Here is a 21,930-nt window from a genome sequence, read left to right as displayed (position 1 = left end):
TTGCCCTTTTGTTATCATTCCGGGTCGAGTGGCTGACATGAAAACACATTAGAACACTCTGTTCTGTTTCAGGCTTTCGTCTGATCACGCAATCTTCCCAGACTTTCATCGCGCCCAAGCACCTCAAGGACATCATAGATGCCAGGCGAAACATTGCTGCCCGTAAGCGCCGCACGCAACGGCTGCGCGACCTTACCAAATTTTAATTCTTGAGCCTCAGCAAAGGCCTGCAATGCCTGTTCAATCGATGATGCAGACCAATCCTTTATAGGTTCCAGTGCGTTGATTGAAGAGGCAAGAATGGATCGCGCCTCATCATTTAGAATTTTTTCCGCCGGCTCGTTCATAAGCAGCGGACGTTCCTTAAATAGGAACAATGCACTTTCAGACAATTCCAAAAGTGTTTTGGCCCGTTCCTGTAACCCCGGCATGGCCTTTAAAAGCAGGGTCAGATCATCTGCCAAAAGCCCGCGGTTCAGGTCTTTTTCGAGAAAAGGGCGGACCTGTTCACAAAGCCGTGCCGGTGATGATTGCCGAATATAATGGCCATTAAAACTGGCGAGTTTCTTGAAATCAAAGCAAGCCGCGCCCTTGCCAATGCCTTCCAGCGAAAACAGCTCGATAGCATCTTCAGTGGAAATCAATTCGGTATCGCCATGCCCCCATCCAAGCCGCAACAGATAATTGCGCAGAGCCTGAGGCAAATAACCCATCTCCTGATAGGCATCGATGCCCAAAGCCCCATGGCGCTTGGACAGTTTTTTGCCATCAGGCCCATGGATCAGCGGAATATGGGCATAGACGGGAGCCGTCCAATCCATCGCATGAATGATCTGGATCTGCCGAAACGCATTGGTCAGATGATCGTCGCCGCGAATGATATGGGTGACCCCCATATCATGATCATCAACCACCACCGAAAGCATGTAGGTGGGCGAACCATCGGAACGCAGCAAAACCATATCATCAAGTTCCTGATTGGGAACCCGCACAAGGCCCTGCACATGATCTTCGATCACCGTCTCACCGCTAAGGGGGGCCTTGAAGCGAATGACAAAGGGGCGACCTTCGGGGTGATCCACAGCCGTGCTATCGCGCCAGGGGCTGGCAAAGCGCAAGGGGCGGCCTTCGGCACGGGCCTGCTCTCTGGCTGTCTGCACTTCCTCCTGGGTGGCAAAGCAGCGATAGGCATGGCCCTTTTCAAGCAATGCCTGGGCGATTTCACGATGGCGATCAGCACAGGATGCCTGCGATATGGCTTCACCGTCCCAATCAAGCTCAAGCCATTTAAGACCATCGAGAATGGCCGTAACGGCTTCATCCGTGGAGCGGCTGCGATCCGTATCTTCAATGCGCAAAAGAAAATGACCGCCATAATGGCGGGCAAAAAGCCAATTGAACAAGGCTGTGCGGGCGCCCCCGATATGCAAAAAGCCGGTGGGCGAGGGCGCAAAGCGCGTGACCACATTCGTTTTATTCACATGAGGGCCGGAACCCATGATACTCACTACCTTATTCTTGGCCAGATCAAAGACGCCATTTTTTGAACGCATCCATGCGTTTCCAATCTGGACTATCAGACTTATCGGATGCAGGTTTAGCAGATCAGCTGGAAAAAGCGCTGCAAAACACGAACCGCGATGCCTTCTAGCACAATGATCGTTCAGTCACAAAGAGGCCAATTCTGAACCCCGAAAAGAGTGTTGCAGCCTTGGTCGCACAAAATGGCCGCCCCTTTACCCCGGGCGCGCTTTTGGTGCGGGCGATTTCACTTGATCGTGAAGCCTTCATCTTGTGGAGTCCGGTGCTGATGGGCTGTGGCATCGGGGTTTATTTTGCCTCTCCCTTTGAAATTCCGGTGATTTTTACGGGTCTTGCCTGTCTTCTTTCAATTGCCCTGCTCATCTTGAGCCGGGGTGTTTTCAAAATTATGATGATCGCCACATTGATCATGATCAGTGGGCTGATGCTGGCACAATGGCGGAGTGCACAGGTCGCCGCCCCGGTTTTAAGCGAATCGACCCGCCCCATCGCGCTTTCGGGACAGATTGCCAGAATCGAGCCGCAGCAGGGCACCTCCGCTCGCTTTACCCTTAATGATCTGCAGATGGCTGGATTTGATCCGCACGATACGCCCCAAAAAATCCGGGTCACCGTTCGCACGCAATTTGGAGAGGCAAAGCCCGGGGATCGTGTTTCATTCCGCGCCATTCTCAATCCCCCGCCAGAGCCGGTGATCCCTGATGGCTTTGATTTTGCCCGCGATGCTTATTTCAAGGGGATTGGGGCCGTGGGTTTTGCGGTGAGTGATGTGGCAATTACCGGCCGGGCGACGGAATTTTCGATCCTCTCCAGCATCGAAGGGCTGCGCTATCAATTGGCTGATCGGGTGCGCCAAAGGCTGGGGCCGGATGCCGGGCCGATGGCCGCCGCCTTGCTCACCGGGATGCGCAGCACCATCGCCGATGAGGATGTAAACGCCATGCGGGTGGCGGGGCTGGCGCATTTGCTGGCCATTTCCGGCCTTCATATCGGTCTTGTGACCATGGTGGCGTTTTTTGTTTTGCGCGCGGGAATTGCGCTGGTCCCAGCCATCGCCTTGCGCCTTGATGGGCGCAAGCTGGCAGCCATTGGCGCGTGGATGATTGCTTTGGGCTATTTTTTATTGTCCGGGGCCACGATTCCCACCCAAAGGGCCTTTCTCATGACCAGTGTCATTTTATTGGCGCTGCTTATGGGGCGGCAGCCCTTTACCTTGCGGCTGGTGGCGTTTTCCGCATTTATCACCTTGCTGTTTTCTCCGGAAGCCCTGCTCAGCCCCAGTTTTCAAATGTCATTTGCTGCGGTGACGGCTCTTGTAGGGGCCTATGAAATTCTGGCCGGGAAATCCTGGCTAAAACCAGATAAAAGCCGCTTTGGCCGCAGGATCGCTTTTTATTTTCTGGGGGTGAGCCTCACCACCATCATCGCTGAAATCGCTATCGCGCCTTTTGCTGCTTATCATTTCAATCAATTCACCAGCTATGGGCTGCTGGCCAATCTGGTGGCTGTGCCGTTGATGGCTTTTGTGGTGATGCCCGCCGGGCTTTTGGCGCTGATCCTGATGCCTTTGGGGCTGGAGGGCTGGGCGCTCGATCTGATGGGTCTTGGGGTTTCGATTATTTTAAAGACCGCGCATCAGGTCACGGGATTGCCGGGCGCGGAATGGATCATCCCCGCTTTGCCAACCATGGCGCTGGTGTTTTTTGTGATGGCGGGATTATGCCTTTTTTTATGGCGGCAGATGATCTTGCGATTGCTGTCTCTCCCTTTATTGCTCATGGCTGCGGCGCTGGCCGCTTCGCAGCGCCCGCCTGACCTTCTGATCAGTCGGGATGCCGATCTTTTTGGGGCCACAACGGTTGATGGCCTTGCGGTTTCATCCCTGAGCAAGGCCCGCTATAGCCGCGAGCAATGGACAAGGGCCACCGGGGCCGAAACAGCGTTTTTATGGAACAAAGCCTTGATGGAGAGAGAGGCAGGCAAGGGAAGAGCGGGGCGGCCTTTAGCCCAGTGCGATGCCATGGGCTGCACGATGGGCACGGCCCCCAATCTGATCAGCATAGCCTTTACCCCCGAAGCCCTGCGGGAAGATTGCCACAAAGCCCATATTCTGTTGGCAGCCATCCCGGTTTGGGGTGCGTGCCCGATCCCTGACATTGTCATCGACCGTTTCGATGTCTGGCGGGATGGAGCCCATGCCCTTTGGATCGATGGTGGGAATATCAAGATCAGATCTGTGCGAGAGGCAAGGGGCAACCGACCCTGGGTGCGAAACAGACAACATAAAGAAACCGAACAAAACCGGCAGAGCGACGAGGATGGATCAAGCGCATTTGAAAGCCCTGATGAGAGCTTTCAATAGCGACGCAAAAGCCCCACCAGACGCCCTTGGATGCGCACCCGATCCGCTGCCAGGCGTTGCACCTGATATTGCCTGTTTGAGGGAATCAATTCAATTTCGCGCCCCGCACGCCTGATCTTTTTCAGGGTGGCTTCCTGCCCATCCACCAAAGCCACGATGATTTCGCCATCGCGGGCGGTATCGCATCCCGCAATCACAATGGTATCGCCATCCAGAATACCGGCTTCGATCATGCTATCGCCATCAACGGTCAGGGCATAATGCAGCCCTGCGCCGATCATCCCTTCAGGGACGGACACAAAGCTATCGCAATTTTCAAGGGCTTCGATGGGGGTGCCAGCCGCAATCCTGCCATGCAGCGGGATCATGATTCCGGCATCTGACGACTTTGCCGCCTTTTGCGTGCGCACCTCGCGGGATGCATCCGCCTGATCGCCCGCGACATCTGCATTTTTATCAGGCGCAGCCGGGCGGCTGAAGGGCAGGATGGTTCCCCCCGGATAACCCTGATCAGCCTGCGAGACGGCACGGCCTGTCATCTCTGCATCGGATTGCACAGAAGGCGAGGGGCGCGCCAAGACCGATTGCACTGACCTCCGCCCTTGGTCCGAAGCGAAAGCGCCGCCCCCTTCAGGAAAACGGATGATTTCAAGAGCCCGCGCTTTATTCGGCAAACGGCGGATGAAGCCGCGTTCTTCAAGGGCGGTGATCAATCTGTGAATGCCGGATTTTGAAGCCAGACCCAAAGCATCTTTCATCTCATCAAAAGAAGGAGACACACCCGTGCTGTTCAGCCGCTGATGAATGAAATGGAGCAATTGATGCTGTTTTTTGGTGAGCATGAGCCAAGCTCCTAAAGGGTGCATGTTTTACTTATGTTCCATCTTAGTTCACGGGAACAATCTGTCAAGACCCCATTTAGCCATCCCTTTAAAGGCCTGTATCAGCCTTATTCAAACCCCACATTGTTGATCCAATAGCAGGATCGTGACCGGATCATCCGTCTCGGCTTTCGGGGCATGAGGGGGGCGCAGGATCAGGGTATTGGCTTGGGCAAAAATGCTCAGCACGCTGCTATCATCCTTGGGCAGGGGCTTCACATGCGCATGGCCATCGGCATCAAGCCAGAAAAAGGCGCGGAGATAAGCCTCTCGCGGGCCATTTGCAGCCAAAGACCCAGCAAGGCAGGCGGTGTGTGGATGGGGCAGGCGCGGGGCGCGACCCGCCAGTGCATCAATGGCAGGGCCTAAAAACAAAAGAGCACACACCAAAGCCGAAACCGGATTACCCGGCAAACCCAGGAGCGGCATATCCCGCAATCGACCAAACACGATTGGCTTGCCGGGCTTGAGCGCTACTTTCCAGAAGGCGAGATTGGCTTTTTCCTTCTGCATCGCCTGTGCCACCAGATCATAATCTCCCACACTGGCGCCCCCCACCGTTACCAGCAGGTCGCAGCCCCTGGCCATGGCAATGGCGGACGCGAGCTGGTCCGGCTGATCACGGGCGATGGGCAGATGCACCACATCCCCCCCACGGGCGATGATCATCGCCGATAATGCAGGGCTGATGGAATCGATGATCGCATCCTTTTCCACCGTTTCGCCCGTTTGCACCAGTTCATCGCCAGTGCTCAAAAGGGCGATCCGCGGCTTTCGATAAACCTCGACCCAGGGAACATTGGCCGCCGCGATCACCGCCAGATGGCGTGGAAAAAGCGAAGTGCCCACATCCAGAACGGGATCGCCTATCGTGAAATCGAGGCCCTTGCGCCGGATATTCGCTCCCGGCTGCACTGATTTGTGCAAAATGATGTGTTGATCACCGCTGCTTTCGGTTTGTTCCTGCATGATCACGGCATCCGCGCCATCGGGCAGGGGTGCACCGGTGAAAATGCGGATGGCGCTCTTGGGCGGTAGGGGGCCATCAAAGCCCGCACCCGCGCGGGAAACCCCTGCAAGCTCAAGCTTTTGATCGGGCACAGTGCTGTCGGCGGCACGGATCGCATAGCCATCCATAGCCGAAAAATCCGCTGGGGGCTGCGTTCGACGGGCCAGCACCGGGGCCGCCAGAACACGATCAGCGCAGGCCATCAGCATCAGGGATTCCCGCCCTTGTGGGGCCAGCCCTTCAAGGATTGTCCGGCGGGCCTCTTCAACGCTGATCATGGCGTCTCCTCGTGATAATCGCCTGATTTCCCCCCTTCCTTATGCACCAATCGCAGATCGCCGATCCGCATGGATTTTTCAACGGCCTTCGCCATGTCGTACAAGGTGAGGGCAGCCAGAGAACAGGCGGTGAGGGCTTCCATTTCAACCCCGGTTCGTTCCTTTGTCGATACGTCCGATATGATCTCAATCCCTTCATCAATCGCATTGAAATCAATGGATAAAGCGGTGATTGATAAAGGATGGCACAAAGGGATGAGATCGCCGGTTCGCTTGGCGGCCATGATCCCGGCGATGCGGGCGGCGGCAATGGCATCGCCCTTGGCAAGGCCGCCCTTCATGATCAGATCGCGGGTCTTTTCTGTCATGAACACAATGCCCTTGGCCTTGGCTTTCCGGGCCGTCACCCGCTTTTGCGAGACATCGACCATATGCGCCGCCCCGCTTTCATCCAGATGGGTGAGCCTTTGCCCCGCCTGATCCTTGGTGGTTTTTTCAGGCATCCGCCCGCTCCAACAAAGCACGGGTGGCGCGGGTGACATCTTTCTGGCGCATCAGTGATTCCCCGATCAAAAAGCTGGTCACGCCCTTTTGGGCACATAAAGCGAGATCAGCGGGGGTGAATAGCCCCGATTCGGCCACCAGCAGGCGATCAGGCGGCACATCGGCGCAAAGATCGAGGGTGGTGTTGAGATCAACGCTCAGTGTTTTCAGATTGCGATTATTGATCCCGATCAGGGGCGAGGGGATATTGAGCGCGCGCTGCAATTCATCCCTGTCATGCACCTCAACGAGGATATCCATCCCAAGGCTTTGGGCCGCCTGCGCCAATTCCAACGCCTGTTCATCTTCGAGTGCGGCCATGATCAGCAAAATGCAATCTGCGCCCAAAGCCCTAGATTGGGTGATCTGATAGGGATCGAGCATGAAATCCTTGCGCAAAACCGGAAGGGACACCACAGCCCTTGCGGCGCCCAAAAAGGCATCATCGCCCATGAAATAGGGCTTGTCGGTCAGCACCGATAAACAGTTGGCCCCGCCCGCCTCATAGGCAAGGGCCAGGGTTGCGGGATCGAAATCAGCCCGGATCAGCCCTTTCGAGGGGCTGGCCATTTTAATTTCACAAATCAATCCATAGCGCTTGTCCGCACGGGCTTTTTGCAAAGCCTGATAAAAGCCGCGCGGCGGGCTGATTTGATCGATCCGCTGTTCCAGATCTGCAAGAGACAGCGTTTGTTTATCCTTGGCGATCTGCTCGCGTTTATCCGCGCAAATTCTGCTCAAAACATCAGACATCGGCTGTTTCTCCACGGCTATAGGCCGCCCAGTCATTCAAAAGGGCCAAAGCCTTACCGCTATCAATGGCAATTTGGGCCATGACAACACCGGCGGCCACATCAGCCGCGCCACCGCCCAGCATCAGCGCCGCCCCGGCATTCAGGGCCACAACATCACGATAAGCCGAAGGCTGCCCCATCAATAGATCGCGCAAGGCAGCGGCATTCTGTGCCGCATCGCCACCCTTCAAAGCTTCTAAGGGATGACGTTTCAGGCCGAAATCTTCGGGGCGGATGATCATCTCCTCAAGCTTTCCATTGTGAAAACTGACCACCGAGCTTTCCGTGCTGATGCTCAATTCATCCAATCCATCATGGCCATGCACCACCCAAACATGCTCGGACCCCAAAAGCCCAAGGGTTTCCGCCAACGGCTTCAGCCAGCGTTGATCATAAACCCCGATCAATTGGCGCTTGGCCCCCGCCGGATTGGTGAGGGGGCCCAGAATATTGAAAATAGTGCGCACGCCCAGTGCCTTTCGCACCAAAGCCACATGGCGCATGGCTTCATGATGGCGCGGAGCCAGTAAAAAGCACAGACCAAACCGGTCGAGCGCCCCTTGAACGCGATCAAGGGGCGCATCCATTGCCACGCCCAGATGGGCCAACACATCCGAGGAGCCAGACAGAGAGGAAACGGCGCGATTGCCGTGCTTTGCCACCGGCACACCGGCAGCAGCCGCAACAATAGCAGCGGCGGTGGAAATATTATAGGTGCCCAGGCCATCGCCGCCGGTGCCGCAGGTATCCACCGTGCCGGGGGGGGCCTGAAGGGGCAGGGCATTGGCGCGCATCACATCCGCACCCCCGGCGATTTCCGCCACGGTTTCCCCGCGCATTTTAAGGCCCATCAAAAAGGCTGCGATTTCAACATCTTGTGCCGCCCCATCCATGATCAGCCGAAAGGCATCGCGGGCCTCGGCGCGATCCAATGCATGGCCATCGGCGATGCGGGCGATGATTTTCTGCAGATGCGACATTTCAGATCACCCCTTCGGTATGAAAGGCATCGGCCAACGCCAGAAAATTTCCCAATATTTTATGGCCATGATCAGAGGCGATGCTTTCAGGGTGAAATTGCACCCCATGAAGCGGTTGATCAACATGCTGCAAACCCATGATCAAGCCATCTTCGGAACGGGCGGTGATCGAAAGGCAGGAGGGCAGATCATCCTCAGAGACGATCAGAGAATGATAGCGCGTGGCATTGAATGGCGAGGGCAGATCCCTGAACACCCCCCGCCCATCATGGCTGATGGCGCTGACCTTGCCATGCATCACCTTGGGCGCCCGCTTCACGGTTCCGCCAAAAACTTCGCCGATGGCCTGATGGCCTAAACATACGCCCAAAATGGGTAAGCGGCCCGCCGCTTTTGCGATCAGATCCCTGGTGATCCCGGCGTCACTTGGGGTGCCCGGTCCGGGTGAGATGATCACCCCATGCGGGCGCATTTCATGAAGCACAGCATCGACACTGATGGCATCATTGCGCACGACCTGAATATCGGCCCCCAATTCACCCAGATAATGGAATAAATTGAAGGTGAAGCTATCATAATTATCGATCAGTAAATACATCAAGAACACGCTTATCCTGAAGTTGTTTTATAAGCCCCATCGCTGGGCAGAGCCATCCGATGCCTGCCAAAGATCATGATCGGGTCGCCTTTTCGTAAGAAAGTGTTTATCAGTGTCCCTTCAAATGAACCAGCCCGAAGCGTCCTGATGATGCATTTCGGGAGATGAGGCGAGTTGTGAAGGCCAGAAATCAGCAAAATCAGCGTCAAAAGCAGAAGCCCGTCAAAATGGCCAGGATCGGAACCGGTTACAAAACATGGCTTGGACGGGCGGGGCGGGGCCTTGGCCTGATCGGTGCGGTGGCGATTTTTGGCGTTAGCCTATTGGCTTTATGGCATCTTTCGGGGCTTTACTCATCGTCTGAAAGGGCAGAGCCCGATAAAAGCGCTGCGGTTACGGCCCTAAAAACTGCGCCGCCGCATATTTCAAAAAGCACATCCCTTGCCAATCCCGAAATCGAGGGGGCAAAGCCCCGGCCTCAAATGACGCGAACGCCGCCGGGCTTACCGGCATGGCAGGCGAACGCCGCGCCTTTTTCCAAAGCTGCGGGCGGCTCCCTCCATCCAGCCGTTGTTTTGGTGATCGATGATCTGGGGTTGGATAAGGCGGCGGGCAGGGCGGTGATTGCACTTCCCGGACCTTTAACCCTCGCCTTTTTGCCCTATGCCGATGATTTGCCCCAACAAACCGCCAGGGCTCGCGGGCGCGGCCATGAATTGCTGGTGCATATGCCGATGGAGCCGATGAGCGACAGCGCCGATCCCGGCCCCATGGCGCTTTTAAGCGCATTGGATCAAGCGGCCATGCAAAACCGGCTCGATTGGAATCTCAGCCGTTTTCAAGGCTATGTGGGAATCAATAATCATATGGGCAGCCGCCTCACCGCCGATGAAAAGGCCATGACCCTGATCATTGGCGATCTGAAAAAGCGGGGCTTGTTGTTTCTGGATTCGCGCACCACGGTGGAGACCGTGGCCAGCCGATTGGCGAAGGATCATGACGTGCCCAGTCTATCGCGGGATGTATTTCTTGATAATGACCGCAGCGCCCAAGCGGTGAAGGCCCGCCTGCAGGAAATGGAGCATATCGCCCTTGAAACCGGGCTGGCCATCGGGATTGGCCATCCTCATGATGAAACGATCAAGGCTATTGCCCAATGGCTGCCCGATGCCCAAAAGCGCGGCTTTGTGCTGCTGCCCTTGAGCGCCGCCATCATCCGCCAGCAATCTCTGTATCGCCATATGGCTGAAAGGCAGGATGGGGAGCGCTGAAGCTTTTCCCGGATTTAATCCAGTTTTGGCCCATGTCCGGGAAGCTGGGCAAAGCGCACCGCTTCTTCGGCAGCACGAAAAAGGGCTTTGGCTTTGTTTTCACATTCCTGATGTTCCATTTCAGGAACGCTATCGGCCACCAGACCGGCCCCGGCATGAACATGCATGACGCCATCTTTCACCACCGCCGTACGCAAAACGATGCAGGTATCCATGCTGCCATTGGCGGCAAAATAACCCACCGCCCCGGCATAAGGCCCCCGGCCTTCGCTTTCCAGTTCATCGATGATTTCCATAGCCCGGATTTTGGGGGCACCCGAAACGGTTCCGGCAGGAAAACCGGCTTCCAGAGCGGCCACGCTATCGAATTTTTCTTCATCAAGCCTGCCGGTCACATTCGAGACGATATGCATCACATGGGAATATTTCTCGACCAGATTGCGCTGGGTGACCTTGACCGTGCCGGGGATGGCGACCCGGCCCACATCATTGCGGCCCAGATCCAGAAGCATCAGATGTTCCGATAGCTCTTTGGGATCGGATAAAAGATCGGCCGCCAGGGCTTCGTCTTCTGTGGCATCCTTCCCCCGGGGGCGGGTTCCGGCGATTGGCCTGATGGTCACATCCCCATCGCGGGCGCGGACCAGAATTTCAGGCGACGAGCCCACCAGTGCGGCTTCCTCGAAATTCAGGAAATAAAGGAAAGGCGAGGGATTGAGCCGCCGTAAAGTGCGATAAAGGGCAAAAGGCGGCAAGGTGAAGGGCACTGAAAAGCGCTGGGAGAGCACCACCTGAAAAATATCGCCTGCGGCCATATGCTCTTTGGCGCTGGCCACCATCTGGCGATAGCGATCAAGGCCGGTATGGCTGGTGATCTCTGCCTGCGCCGCGTTTTTGCTGCCGTTTTTCGCCCGGATCATCGGCAGGGGCTTCGATAGCGCCTCCATCGCCGATTGCAGCCTCAAAAACCCGGCATCATAGGCCGCATCGGCGCTGATTTCGGCATCCGGGCGCAAAGGGGTAACCAAAGTGATGCGATCGGTGACCTGATCGAAAATGGCCATCATGGTGGGGCGCAGAAACAGGGCCGTGGGCAGACCATAGGGATCAGGGTTGCCCGGGCCCAGATCTTCCATCAGGCGCACCATATCATAGCCCATATAACCCACCAATCCCGCCGCCATGGGGGGGAGGTCCTGAGGCAGATCAATCAGCGATTCTTTAAGCAAGCGACGCAAAGCCTGCATAGCGGGCAGATCATCGGGCATAAAATGGGCGGGCTGGCCGGGGGTGATCTGCGCCCGCTCCGCCCGATTGCCATGGCAGCGCCAGATCAGATCCGGGGCGAATCCGATGATCGTATAGCGCCCGCGCACGGCCCCGCCTTCCACCGATTCCAGTAAGAAGCTACCGGGCTGGCCGCCGGTGAGCTTCAGATAGGCAGAAACCGGCGTTTCCAGATCCGCCACCAAGCGGGTGGCCAGAATCTGGGGGATGCCGCGATCATAAAGCAAGCGGGCATCATCGCGTGAAACCGTTTCGTCCGGCACCTAGAAACCACCTTGGGGCAGAAGGCCTTGAACGGGATCGACAATTTGCTGGAACAGTTGACTATTCACCTCAACCCCCAGATCGGCACGCAGGGCATTTTCATACTGCACCAGAGCATCATTTAAAAGTGCGGTGCCCAAATCCTGCATCAGAGCATCATAAGCCGCAGGATCCTGTGCGGGATCACCGGGCTTTACCTCATCAAGCCTGACGATGACATAGCCATCGCCATTGGCAGTGCGTTCGACACTGATTTCACCAACATTCATCCGAAACATCAAACGCCCAACCACAGGGGCCACCTGCTGACCCTGATCGACCCGAGACCGGATCACCCAATCGGATGAGGCAAGCCCGGTATCATTTTCCTTAGCCAGATCAGCCGCCGCCTTGCCCGCGCGAAGGGCGGTGGCAATGCTTTCCGCCTGCGCCCCGGCTTGCGCCAGCTTGCGTTCATTGATCAGCCGATTCAAAATCTGGGTGCGAACATCTTCAAAAGGCCGTTGCTGGGGCGGGATTTCATCCACCACATCCACCAGCACAAAGCCGCCATCATCGCTCGGTTCAAGCAAGGCAGGCTCATCAATGGCCAATTCCCAGCCTTTAGCCAGATGCCGTGAGACGGCCCCCTCAACCGCGCCGCCCTCGGCTAAGCGACCATCGCGTGAGACAGTGGCTTCTGCATAGGTCAGCCCCAATTCATTGGCGATTTCGGGAAGCCCAACACCCCGGGCCAGCATGTCTTCGGCCTTGACCGAAATATCATAAACCGTTTCCAGCGCATTTTCTTCGGCCAGATCCTGCCGGAGCGTTGTGGCAACCTGATCAAGGGGGCGATGAAGGGGCGGGGTGATGGATCGCACCCGAAAGACATGCCAGCCGAAAACACTTTGGGCGGGGGGGCTCAGCGCCCCTTCATCTGTGGCGAAAACCGCATCGGCCACCCGGGCATTATAATCGGTTTCGAGATCGGTACGGCTGACATCGCCCAAGGCAATCTCATCGACGCTGAAATCGGTCATTTCTTTGACAAGGCTGGCGAAATCCTCCCCGCTTTCAATTCGGCGGACAAAGGTTTCGGCCTTTTCCTTGTCATCCACACCAAAAGAAACAATATCCACCGTGCGTAATTCAGGGATCTGAAATTGCGCCAAACGCTCTTCATAAGCGGTGGCCAGTTCTTCATCGGTGATCTCTTCCGGTTTGGCCACCGAAGCCGGTGAGATTTCCGCCACTGCGATGGCCCGATAAGGCGGGGTCATATAACCGGATTTTTCCAGTTCATAAACCGCCTGCAGTTCGTCGTCCGATGGCTCGTCCACAGCACCGATTTCACTGGCGAGAACGCTGAGAATGGTTGCCTTTCGGCCTTCATTGCGAAAGCGAAACAAAGGCTTTGCCAAAGCATCGGGAACCGGACGGCCCGCGACCAAGGTTTGGAGCATCTGCCGCCTGACAATATCAGTGCGCAGGGATGTTTCAAATTCAGCCGCCGTGAGCCCGGCGCGGGCAATCTGTTCTTCATAGGCCTGCCGATCGAATTTGCCATCAAAACCGGCAAAAGCCTCAACACTGCGCAGAATATCCACAACCTGCCGATTGCTGCCGCGCAAACCAAGATCGCGGGCATGACTGACGAAAAGCTGTTCTGAAATGAGCTGCTGCAAAACCTGCTGGGGAATACCCAAACCCAAAGCCTGCTGACGATCGATCGGCTGGCCGATCTGAGCTTCGATCTGACGCAGGCGCTGATTATAGGCCCGATCAAAGTCCACGACATCGATTTCAGAATCGCCCACACTGGCAATCGTGCGGCCACCGGTATTGGAAAACAGATCGGGAATCCCCCACAGGGCGAAGCTGGCAATCAATAGACCCAGAAGGGCAAGAACCACAAATGATCCCAAAGTGCTGCGAATGGCGCTGAGCATGAATTTTATCTCGCTCTAGATGATAAAGGAGCCGCATGATCGAGGCATTGATTTGAGGCGCAGTGTACTGGCTGAAGCTTCAATTGCAAATATCGACCGTTCTTGGCGTTTTCTTATGGTGCTGATAGATATATCTGCAAGGATAATCTGTATCTTTTGGCCGATTTCCCATCAAACATGCTGATCAATGGCGAAAAAGCCTGCCGATAGCAGCCTATCACGCAAGGAACCTCCTTATGTCTCAGCCAGCCATCAGGCCATTGGTTGCCGGAAACTGGAAAATGTTTGGTCTCAGGTCCGCGCTTGCTCAGATTGAACGCTTGCGCACATTATTGGCCGCAAACCCATCTAGGGCAGATTGTGCCATCTGCCCGCCTTTCACCCTGATCGATGCCGCCATCAAAATCACCGCCGGCAGCACAATCGCCATAGGGGCACAGGATTGCCACAGCGCAGATGAAGGGGCTCATACCGGCGATATTGCCGCCCCGATGCTGGCCGATCTGGGGGTTCGCCATGTGATTATTGGCCATTCAGAACGGCGCACGGATCACGGCGAGAGTGATTCTCTGATAATGGCCAAGGCACTGGCCGCCCATAAAGCGGGCCTATCGGCGATCATCTGTGTGGGGGAAACCCTAGCCCAGCGCGATGCCGGGGCGGCTCTTGAGATTGTCATAAAACAGCTTGAAGGATCGGTGCCTGACAAAGCCAATGCCGCGAATTGCATCATCGCCTATGAACCGGTGTGGGCGATTGGCACCGGGCGCACGCCACAAACAGATGATATCGCCCAGATGCATCAGGCGATCCGATCCTATCTCACCAAGCGCTTTGAAGATGGCGGATCGATGCGCATTTTATATGGGGGATCGGTGAAGCCCAAAAATGCGGGTGAATTGATGTCGGTGGCTCATGTCAATGGCGCTTTGGTCGGGGGGGCAAGCCTTGACAGCAGCGATTTCAATGCCATTCTCGATGCTTATAGGCGTTGAAAATTGCGGCTTTGCCTGGCGCCTTTGCATGGATCGGCTTTTGGTTCATCGCTGGCGCTATAAACTTCTTGCTGGTCATTGCCGTTTGTCTGCGTTAGACAGGCGGCCAATGCGCCAACGGGGTTTCGCCCGGGATGGTGCGTTCCACATTTTATCTGCATGGTACTTATAAGATGCAAGTCGTTCTTCTTATTGTTCATCTGGCCATCGCCATTGCTCTGGTTGGTGTTATTCTTTTGCAGCGATCCGAAGGTGGCGGATTGGGCATGGGTGGCGGCCCCGGCGGCATGATGTCGGCACGCGGTGCGGCTGATCTGCTGACCAAGACCACATCCATTCTGGCGGTTGGTTTTCTGATCACCAGCCTGACTTTGGCAATTCTTGCGGGTCAGGGTGAAGATAATCGTTCAGTTCTGGATGATACCCCGCTCGAACAACAGCAACCGGATACGCCCAGCGTTCCTGTTCCTGAATAAATATAGTTTTTCGGTCCACGCCATTTCCTGCTTGTTGTGGGCTTTTTTGTATAAAGTCTGCTTTGGTGGGGATGTTTTCATGATTGTCCTGAAATCCATAACTGTTGCTTTGCCAATAGTTAACAATAGTGCGCGTTCATGACCCGTTTCATCTTCATCACCGGCGGCGTTGTCTCTTCCCTTGGAAAGGGACTTTTATCGGCCGCTTTGGGAACCTTATTGCAGGCGCGTGGCTATTCCGTTCGCTTGCGCAAGCTTGATCCTTATCTCAATGTCGATCCAGGCACCATGAGCCCCTATCAGCATGGCGAGGTTTATGTCACCGATGATGGGGCGGAAACCGATCTTGATCTGGGGCATTATGAACGCTTTACCGGGGTGCCTTCGCGTTCCACCGATAATATCACCTCGGGCCGTGTGTATCAGGATATTCTGACCAAAGAACGCCGGGGCGATTATCTGGGCGGCACGGTTCAGGTGATCCCCCATGTTACCGATGCGATCAAGAATTTCGTGTTGGCTGAAACTGCTGGCATTGATTTTGTCTTATGTGAAATCGGGGGCACGGTGGGCGATATTGAAAGCCTGCCATTCATGGAAGCCATCCGCCAATTGGGCACCGAATTAAACCGTGGGCAATCGTGCTTCATCCATCTTACCCTTGTGCCCTTCATCAAAGCGGCGGGTGAACTGAAAACCAAGCCAACCCAGCATTCAGTGAAGGAATTGCGCGGGATCGGGATTTCGCCCGATGTGCTTGTGTGCCGGGCCGAGCATCCCATCCCTCTCAGTGATCGCCACAAGATCGCTTTGTTTTGCAATGTGGCCAAATCGGCAGTCGTGCAGGCGCTTGATGTGTCATCGATCTATGAAGTGCCCATTGCGTATCACGCCGAAGGTCTTGATGACGAAGTGCTCAAGGTTTTTGGCATCCCCACCGATCCCCCCATCGATCTCAGCGGCTGGAAAGAGATCGTGCACAATCTCAACCATCCCGAAGGCGAGGTGACCATCGCTATCGTCGGGAAATATACCGGCCTTAAAGATGCTTATAAATCTTTGGGAGAGGCGCTGATCCATGGCGGCATCGCCAATCATGTGCGGGTGCGGATCGAATGGATCGAGGCGGAAGTTTTTGAACAGCCCGATGCCATCCATCGCCTTGAGGATGTGCATGGCATTCTGGTGCCGGGCGGTTTTGGTCATCGCGGCACAGAAGGCAAGATTGCCGCCGCCCGCTTTGCCCGCGAACATAATGTGCCTTTTTTCGGCATCTGCCTTGGGATGCAGATGGCCGTGATCGAAGCCGCCCGCAATATGGCTGGGATCAAAGACGCCGGTTCCACCGAATTTGGCGAATGCGCGGCCCCCATTGTGGGGCTGCTCACGGAATGGGCGACCGAAGCGGGCATCGAACTGCGCGATCAGGATACCGATCTGGGGGGCACCATGCGCTTGGGGGCCTATCCCGCCTTGTTAAAGTCCGGATCGCATGTCCATGAAATTTATGGGGCCGACCGAATCTCCGAACGCCATCGCCATCGCTATGAAGTCAATATTTCCTATCAACAGGATCTGGAAAAAGCGGGGCTGGTGTTTTCCGGCACCTCACCCGATAACAGCCTGCCTGAAATTGTCGAAATTCCCGGGCATCCCTGGTATATCGGCGTGCAATTCCACCCCGAATTGAAATCAAAACCCTTTGATCCGCATCCCCTTTTTGCCAGCTTCATCGGCGCCGCCTTAAAGCAGAGCCGATTGGTTTAAACAGCCAAACGATCCTCAAAATCCCGCATCCGGCATATCCAGAACCGTGGTATCGAGGGACGCCAGAAACGCTGCCTGCGGCCCGGTTTTGGGCAATTCATGATGGAAGAAATAACGCGCTGTCATCAGCTTGCCGGCATAAAAGGCCCGTTCATCACCCGATGCCTGCTCGATCGCCGCAGCAGCGCTGGTGGCTTGGCGCAGCCACATCCAGGCCATCACGATATGGCCGGTCATCAGCAGATAATCATGGGAATTGGCCAGAAAGCTTTCGGTCTTGCCCTCGCGGGCGGCACCTACCAGCTTCATGGTGACACGCGACATCAAATCAACAGCGCCCTGCATGGCCGCAACAAATTCTTCCAATGCCGGATATTTCATTGCCGCGCCGATGGCCTCTCCCATGCGTTCCATCACCATATGGAACGCGCGGCCCTGATCGGCCATTACCTTGCGCCCCAAAAGATCAAGGCTTTGAATGCCATTGGTGCCTTCATGAATAGGATTGAGGCGATTATCGCGATAAAGGCGTTCCAGCGGATAATCGCGGGTATAGCCATAGCCCCCTAAAATCTGCATCCCCAGCTTATTGGCTTCAAGACAGAATTCCGAAGGCCAGGCCTTGGCCAGCGGTGTCAGAAAATCGAGCAAAAGCAGCAGATCGGCTTTTTCCTTGGGATCGTCGCTCTGTTGGGCATGATCCAAAAGATGCGCGCAATAAAGGCACAGGGAAAGGCCACCCTCCACATAGGATTTTTGGGCCAGCAGCATATGCCGCACATCGGCATGGGCAATGATCGGCACCTGCGGGGCTTCGGGGTCTTTGGCATCAACCGGGCGCCCCTGAGGCCTTTGGCGCGCATAATCAAGGGAATAAAGATAACCGGCATAGCCCATCATGGTGGCCCCAAGCCCCACGCCGATGCGGGCTTCATTCATCATATGAAACATCGTGCCAAGCCCATGATGGGGTTTCCCCACCAAAAAGCCCTGACAAGCGCCGGATTCACCAAAATTGAGCAGGCAATTGGTGGTACCGCGATAGCCCATTTTGTGATTGAGCCCGGCCAAAGCCACATCATTGGAACCAAGAGTTCGGCCCTGTTCATCCAGCCGATATTTGGGCACGATGAACAGCGAAATGCCCTTCACCCCGGCGGGGCCACCGGGAATTTTTGCCAAGACCAGATGGATGATATTCTCGCTCAGATCATGATCACCCCCCGATATCCACATTTTGGTGCCGCTGATCTGATAGCTGCCATCCGCATTGGCCACGGCTTTGGTGCGGATATCGCCCAAGGATGATCCTGCCTGCGGCTCTGAAAGGCACATGGTGCCAAAAAACCGGCCCGCCAGCATGGGTTTTAAAAAACGCTCTTTTTGCCATGCATCGCCATGAGCTGTCAGCAGATTGGCCGCCGCGATGGTGAGAAAGGGATAGGCCGTGGTGGCGGCATTGGCCCCTGTAAAAATGGCGGCCACGGCCTGGCTGATGCATAAAGGCAATTGCATCCCGCCTTCACTTTCATCGCGATGTGCCAGATGAAACCCGCCTTCAAGATAAGCGCTGATCGCCTCTTTCACCTCGGGGATCAGGCTGACCTTATCGCCATCGAATTGCGGCTCTTGTTCATCGGATTTATGGGCGTGATTGGCAAATTTATCGATGGCCAGCTTTTCCGCCGCATCGATCACCGCTTCATAGGTGGCCCGATCATGATCCTTGAACCGGGGATAGTGGCTAAGCTTTTCAACATCGAGCATTTCATAAAGCTGAAACGCCAGATCCCGGCGATTGATGATGCGGTCCATAAACGACTCCTAAGCTGATATTCTGTCCATTTTATAGAGATGGATCAGAAAAGACATAGCTGATCAAATGGGGGGTTCTGCTGAGGATGGGAAAGAATGGACCCCGGGTCTCCGCCCGGGGTGACGATAGAGTTTGCGGCTGGGGTGAAGCAAAAAAGGGAGCCGTGAAAAGAAAGAGCCAGCGCGACTGAGCGCCGGCGCTTATGCGCCGCCCCATCGGAGCCGTGAGCGCAGCGAACTGGCGTGAGATCAAAGAAGCCCGGGGTGACGAAAAAGAAATATCTACTGGGAGCTTACTGTATTTTCTTCAAAGACTGGGCGAGAAGGACATAAAGCTTGCCCATATCCGATGAAATCAGGGTCACCGACATGGCGCTATGGCGATCGCGTGTTGAAATCTGTTCCATCAGGGCTTCAAAATCACGGAAGAATTTTAAGACAGTATCGCGAAATTCACGATCATTTTCAAACATCTGGGTGATGCGCTGGCGGGTTTTCCGATCCGCCATGCGCACCGCACGTCGCGAGAAGATTGAGCGATCACCGGACAGATAGCGCTGCCACACCTCATCGGGCACATCATCATCAAGAATTTTATCGATATCCACCGAAGCCGAATGCAGGCTATCCACCAGAAGCGACGATGTTCTGACAAATTCATCGCTGGAGGCTGCCAGCAGGCGGCGCTCCACCTCTTCAGATTTGCTGAGGAAGCTATTGGCTTTATGGATCAGCTTATCGGTTTGTTCCGCCAGCCTTTTGGCCATGCGTTCGCTTTCTTCACCGGCGTCATTGGCGGCCTGCCGCAGATGCATAACGGTTTCATTCATCGACTTTGATACCCGGTGTTCCATATCCGCAACACCCTGACCAAACAGGCTATTGAGGCTTTCCATCGAGGCTCCCACATCTTCCAGACTGCGGGTGATGCTTTCCGAAAGATTGCGCTCGAAGCTTTCCGATGAGTCTTTGGCGCTGGTTTCAGCGCGTGCGGCCAGAGCAATGATCTGTTCGGCGGCATGGGAAAAGCGCTGGGCGATTTCATCAAGACGATTGCCGGTTTCATCGCCAGCATTGCGAAGGAGGGCGGCTTTATCGGTGACGATCTGGGCAATATCCTGTAAGCGGCTGGCGGCTTCGCTGGTATCGTCCAGCACCCGCTTGCGCTCGCCACCAAAAGCCGTGGCCGCCTGGCCCAGGGATTGGGATGACCGTTCCAGAACATCCATCAGCCCTTCACCCTCATTTTTCAATTGCCGGATAGTGCTTTCCAGGGCATTGGCGGTCTGGCTGCTGCGATCTTTGAGCTGTTCGATTTCATCGCCCAGGCCCTGGCTGCTTTCCTTCAGGCGGGCGGATGTGCTTTCAGCTTGCTGGCTCAAGCTTTCGGACTGTTTGCGGAATTGTTCTGCGGCATCGAGAACAGTGCTGCTGCTGGCCTTTGAAGCCTCGGCCAAAGCGCCGCGCTCATGCTCCAGCTTTTGGGTGACATCATCCACCCGCCGCCGCATATCCTCCAGAACCTGACCCAGATTAGCGGAGCGTTCATCCATACGCTCCCCGGCTTCACCCATATTGCGCGCCGCATCGCCCGCCGCCGAGGCGACCATTTCCGCCTGATCGGCCAGCATGGTGGCAAGACGGCTCAATTCCTCGACACTGCGGGTGGCACGATTTTCCACGGCACCGGCTTCCTGATCAAAGCTGGATTTAAGATGATCCAGTCTTTCGGCGATCCGGTTGCCCGCCTGATCGGCCTTTTGATCGAACTGGTTAAGCTCATCGGCAAAGCCGGAGAGCATCGTTTTCACCCGCGAAAGGGTATCTTCCGCCTGTTTCTGGGTTAAAAGATCGGCTTCATGGGCCTGATCGGCGAGATCTTGTGACAAAGCTTTGAAATTATCCCGGGCCTGATCGATGCTGGCGGTGATCACGGCTGCAATCTCAGCCGCCTGCTTTTCAATCAGATGCGCCGCTTCTTCGGTTTTACCGATGGCCTGCTCGGCACGGTCTGAAAGCAGATCGCTGTTCTTTTGCAAGGCCTCGGACACGCGTTGCGCATCGGTTTCTGAGGATTGCGCCAGAAAAGCCAGGCGACCATGGCGTTCCTCCAAGGCCTCGGAAAGGCTTCCATCGAGCTTATCCAGGCCCTCCATACGCTGATGCAAACGGTCGAGCTGCTGATCCATGGCTTCGCTGATCGCGCTCATTCGGGTTTCAAGGCTTAAAGAGAGCCCATCGATAGCCTGAAGGCGACGCGACAGCCCCTGTTCTGATGCGGCGATCTGTTCAACGCTGTGATCCGCCGCCCGGATGATATCTTCAGCCCGGGCATCCAGGCGCTTTGACACCTCGTTGATATCCTCATCGGCATGGGCTGTGGCCATGGAAATACGCTCGGCAAAGCGATCCGCCAGATCCGATGCGCCCGATAGCCTGCGGCCAATCAGTTCTTCGATTTCGAGAAGGGCATCGCGTTCACGCTGCAGGGCATTCTGGATGGTGGCCGATTTGGCTTCGGCATCGGCGGTGACCGAGAATAAGTCCGCAACTTCTTTTTTAAAACGCGCTTCAAGGCTATCGATTCGGCTGGCGGCCAGATCAACAGCGGCTTCCACATGATCCATATCATGACGAATTTTGCCAACAAGCTGATCTAGCCGTTTTTCGGCATGTTCGATGGGGGCGAGCGCACGATCAAGATTGCGCGCGATATTCAGGCGATGTTCCAGCAGGGGATCGGTTCTTTGGAAAACCAGCGTGATCAGCCACACCACGGCCAAGGGCGAAAACACCCCCCCCACAAGTGCTGAAATGGCGGCTATATCTAAAGGTGCATCACCCAGAAAATATCCCTTATCCCAGGCAAGGAACGCTGCCAAACCCAGCCATATCAGGCTTAAAGCCGAGGCCAGCAGAAAAGACCAAAGCCGCCGCACCCGTGAAATCGAGGGGGTCATATCCCTTAAAGGGGGCGTTCTTTCACCATCCGCCACAGGGCCTTGATCAATGGCCAGATCTTCGGCCAGATCTTCGGCCAGATCTTCGGATTGCGCCTCTTGTGGCGGGGGTGGCTGGAAATCCAGTTTGGCGTTCATGTTATTTCCCGATGGGTCTTTTGCCACGCTTGCTCAATG

At 55.7% G+C, this 21,930-nt stretch carries 16 protein-coding genes; 5 read left to right on the top strand and 11 right to left on the bottom strand.

Annotation, left to right across the window (positions count from 1 at the left end; all coding sequences use genetic code 11):
- Positions 1–68 precede the first annotated feature (68 nt).
- The gene (gltX, locus tag QK300_RS06190; RefSeq protein ID WP_281302277.1) at positions 69–1,499 is read right to left on the bottom strand and encodes a glutamate--tRNA ligase; all 1,431 of its coding nucleotides are present in this window, start codon (positions 1,497–1,499) and stop codon (positions 69–71) included.
- A gap of 212 nt (positions 1,500–1,711) precedes the next feature.
- Here gltX and QK300_RS06185 point away from each other — a divergent pair, with 212 nt between their 5' ends.
- Positions 1,712–3,904 (top strand): ComEC/Rec2 family competence protein, encoded by a 2,193-nt coding sequence (locus QK300_RS06185; protein ID WP_281300910.1) that lies wholly within the window; start codon positions 1,712–1,714, stop codon positions 3,902–3,904.
- On the opposite strand, the gene lexA is transcribed toward QK300_RS06185, so the two are convergent.
- From lexA to QK300_RS06155, 6 genes are all read right to left on the bottom strand, one after another.
- Positions 3,898–4,746 carry a transcriptional repressor LexA gene (lexA, locus tag QK300_RS06180; protein WP_281300911.1) on the bottom strand — a complete coding sequence of 283 codons (849 nt, stop codon included), beginning with the start codon at positions 4,744–4,746 and terminating at the stop codon, positions 3,898–3,900. The two genes, QK300_RS06185 and lexA, sit on opposite strands and share 7 nt — an antisense overlap.
- A gap of 111 nt (positions 4,747–4,857) precedes the next feature.
- A complete protein-coding gene (gene glp, locus QK300_RS06175; protein ID WP_281300912.1) occupies positions 4,858–6,072 on the bottom strand; it encodes a gephyrin-like molybdotransferase Glp in 1,215 nt (404 codons plus the stop codon).
- The gene (moaC, locus tag QK300_RS06170; protein WP_281300913.1) at positions 6,069–6,575 is read right to left on the bottom strand and encodes a cyclic pyranopterin monophosphate synthase MoaC; all 507 of its coding nucleotides are present in this window, start codon (positions 6,573–6,575) and stop codon (positions 6,069–6,071) included. Before moaC ends, glp begins: the two co-directional genes overlap by 4 nt.
- Positions 6,568–7,368 carry an indole-3-glycerol phosphate synthase TrpC gene (gene trpC / locus QK300_RS06165; RefSeq protein ID WP_281300914.1) on the bottom strand — a complete coding sequence of 267 codons (801 nt, stop codon included), beginning with the start codon at positions 7,366–7,368 and terminating at the stop codon, positions 6,568–6,570. The genes moaC and trpC overlap by 8 nt, the downstream gene beginning before the upstream one ends.
- The gene (gene trpD, locus QK300_RS06160; protein WP_281300915.1) at positions 7,361–8,389 is read right to left on the bottom strand and encodes an anthranilate phosphoribosyltransferase; all 1,029 of its coding nucleotides are present in this window, start codon (positions 8,387–8,389) and stop codon (positions 7,361–7,363) included. The genes trpC and trpD overlap by 8 nt, the downstream gene beginning before the upstream one ends.
- 1 nt (position 8,390) lies before the next feature.
- Positions 8,391–8,987, bottom strand: a complete 597-nt coding sequence (locus tag QK300_RS06155; RefSeq protein WP_281300916.1) for an aminodeoxychorismate/anthranilate synthase component II — start codon at positions 8,985–8,987, stop codon at positions 8,391–8,393.
- A gap of 227 nt (positions 8,988–9,214) precedes the next feature.
- Between QK300_RS06155 and QK300_RS06150 the strand changes: the two genes are divergently transcribed.
- Positions 9,215–10,258: a divergent polysaccharide deacetylase family protein gene (locus QK300_RS06150; RefSeq protein ID WP_281300917.1), complete on the top strand. Its 1,044-nt coding sequence runs from the start codon at positions 9,215–9,217 to the stop codon at positions 10,256–10,258.
- Between the two features lie 14 nt (positions 10,259–10,272).
- On the opposite strand, the gene trpE is transcribed toward QK300_RS06150, so the two are convergent.
- Together trpE and QK300_RS06140 are read right to left on the bottom strand one after the other, a co-directional pair.
- Entirely contained in the window at positions 10,273–11,808 is a 1,536-nt protein-coding gene (gene trpE, locus QK300_RS06145) for an anthranilate synthase component I (RefSeq protein WP_281300918.1), read from the bottom strand.
- Complete coding sequence (locus QK300_RS06140; protein WP_281300919.1) at positions 11,809–13,740, bottom strand: peptidylprolyl isomerase; 1,932 nt, start codon at positions 13,738–13,740, stop codon at positions 11,809–11,811. It abuts the gene before it with no gap.
- Between the two features lie 236 nt (positions 13,741–13,976).
- On the opposite strand from QK300_RS06140, the gene tpiA reads away from it, so the two are divergent.
- From tpiA to QK300_RS06125, 3 genes are all read left to right on the top strand, one after another.
- Positions 13,977–14,735, top strand: a complete 759-nt coding sequence (gene tpiA / locus QK300_RS06135; RefSeq protein ID WP_281300920.1) for a triose-phosphate isomerase — start codon at positions 13,977–13,979, stop codon at positions 14,733–14,735.
- A 173-nt stretch (positions 14,736–14,908) separates the two neighbouring features.
- Positions 14,909–15,211, top strand: a complete 303-nt coding sequence (gene secG / locus QK300_RS06130; protein WP_281300921.1) for a preprotein translocase subunit SecG — start codon at positions 14,909–14,911, stop codon at positions 15,209–15,211.
- Between the two features lie 138 nt (positions 15,212–15,349).
- Positions 15,350–16,978: a CTP synthase gene (locus QK300_RS06125; RefSeq protein WP_281300922.1), complete on the top strand. Its 1,629-nt coding sequence runs from the start codon at positions 15,350–15,352 to the stop codon at positions 16,976–16,978.
- A 15-nt stretch (positions 16,979–16,993) separates the two neighbouring features.
- Here the strand turns inward: QK300_RS06125 and QK300_RS06120 are convergent, their stop codons facing one another.
- Together QK300_RS06120 and QK300_RS06115 are read right to left on the bottom strand one after the other, a co-directional pair.
- Entirely contained in the window at positions 16,994–18,793 is a 1,800-nt protein-coding gene (locus QK300_RS06120) for an acyl-CoA dehydrogenase (RefSeq protein WP_281300923.1), read from the bottom strand.
- 293 nt (positions 18,794–19,086) lie between these two features.
- On the bottom strand, positions 19,087–21,891 hold the full coding sequence (locus QK300_RS06115; protein WP_281300924.1) for a hypothetical protein: 2,805 nt from the start codon (positions 21,889–21,891) through the stop codon (positions 19,087–19,089).
- Between the last annotated feature and the right edge of the window lie 39 nt (positions 21,892–21,930).

This window comes from Iodidimonas sp. MBR-22, assembly GCF_029946565.1.
Lineage (GTDB): Bacteria > Pseudomonadota > Alphaproteobacteria > Sphingomonadales > Rhodothalassiaceae > Iodidimonas > Iodidimonas nitroreducens.
Note: the sequence above shows the minus strand (reverse complement) of the source record. Positions and strands in the feature narration are given on the sequence as shown.

What these genes read in the sequence shown, in the direction of transcription:
- gltX (WP_281302277.1), bottom strand. Translation starts at nt 1,499, where the DNA reads ATGGGTTCCGGCCCTCATGTGAATAAAACGAATGTGGTCACGCGCTTT.
- lexA (WP_281300911.1), bottom strand. Translation starts at nt 4,746, where the DNA reads ATGCTCACCAAAAAACAGCATCAATTGCTCCATTTCATTCATCAGCGG.
- glp (WP_281300912.1), bottom strand. Translation starts at nt 6,072, where the DNA reads ATGATCAGCGTTGAAGAGGCCCGCCGGACAATCCTTGAAGGGCTGGCC.
- moaC (WP_281300913.1), bottom strand. Translation starts at nt 6,575, where the DNA reads ATGCCTGAAAAAACCACCAAGGATCAGGCGGGGCAAAGGCTCACCCAT.
- trpC (WP_281300914.1), bottom strand. Translation starts at nt 7,368, where the DNA reads ATGTCTGATGTTTTGAGCAGAATTTGCGCGGATAAACGCGAGCAGATC.
- trpD (WP_281300915.1), bottom strand. Translation starts at nt 8,389, where the DNA reads ATGTCGCATCTGCAGAAAATCATCGCCCGCATCGCCGATGGCCATGCA.
- QK300_RS06155 (WP_281300916.1), bottom strand. Translation starts at nt 8,987, where the DNA reads ATGTATTTACTGATCGATAATTATGATAGCTTCACCTTCAATTTATTC.
- QK300_RS06150 (WP_281300917.1), top strand. Translation starts at nt 9,215, where the DNA reads ATGGCCAGGATCGGAACCGGTTACAAAACATGGCTTGGACGGGCGGGG.
- QK300_RS06140 (WP_281300919.1), bottom strand. Translation starts at nt 13,740, where the DNA reads ATGCTCAGCGCCATTCGCAGCACTTTGGGATCATTTGTGGTTCTTGCC.
- tpiA (WP_281300920.1), top strand. Translation starts at nt 13,977, where the DNA reads ATGTCTCAGCCAGCCATCAGGCCATTGGTTGCCGGAAACTGGAAAATG.
- secG (WP_281300921.1), top strand. Translation starts at nt 14,909, where the DNA reads ATGCAAGTCGTTCTTCTTATTGTTCATCTGGCCATCGCCATTGCTCTG.
- QK300_RS06125 (WP_281300922.1), top strand. Translation starts at nt 15,350, where the DNA reads ATGACCCGTTTCATCTTCATCACCGGCGGCGTTGTCTCTTCCCTTGGA.
- QK300_RS06120 (WP_281300923.1), bottom strand. Translation starts at nt 18,793, where the DNA reads ATGGACCGCATCATCAATCGCCGGGATCTGGCGTTTCAGCTTTATGAA.
- QK300_RS06115 (WP_281300924.1), bottom strand. Translation starts at nt 21,891, where the DNA reads ATGAACGCCAAACTGGATTTCCAGCCACCCCCGCCACAAGAGGCGCAA.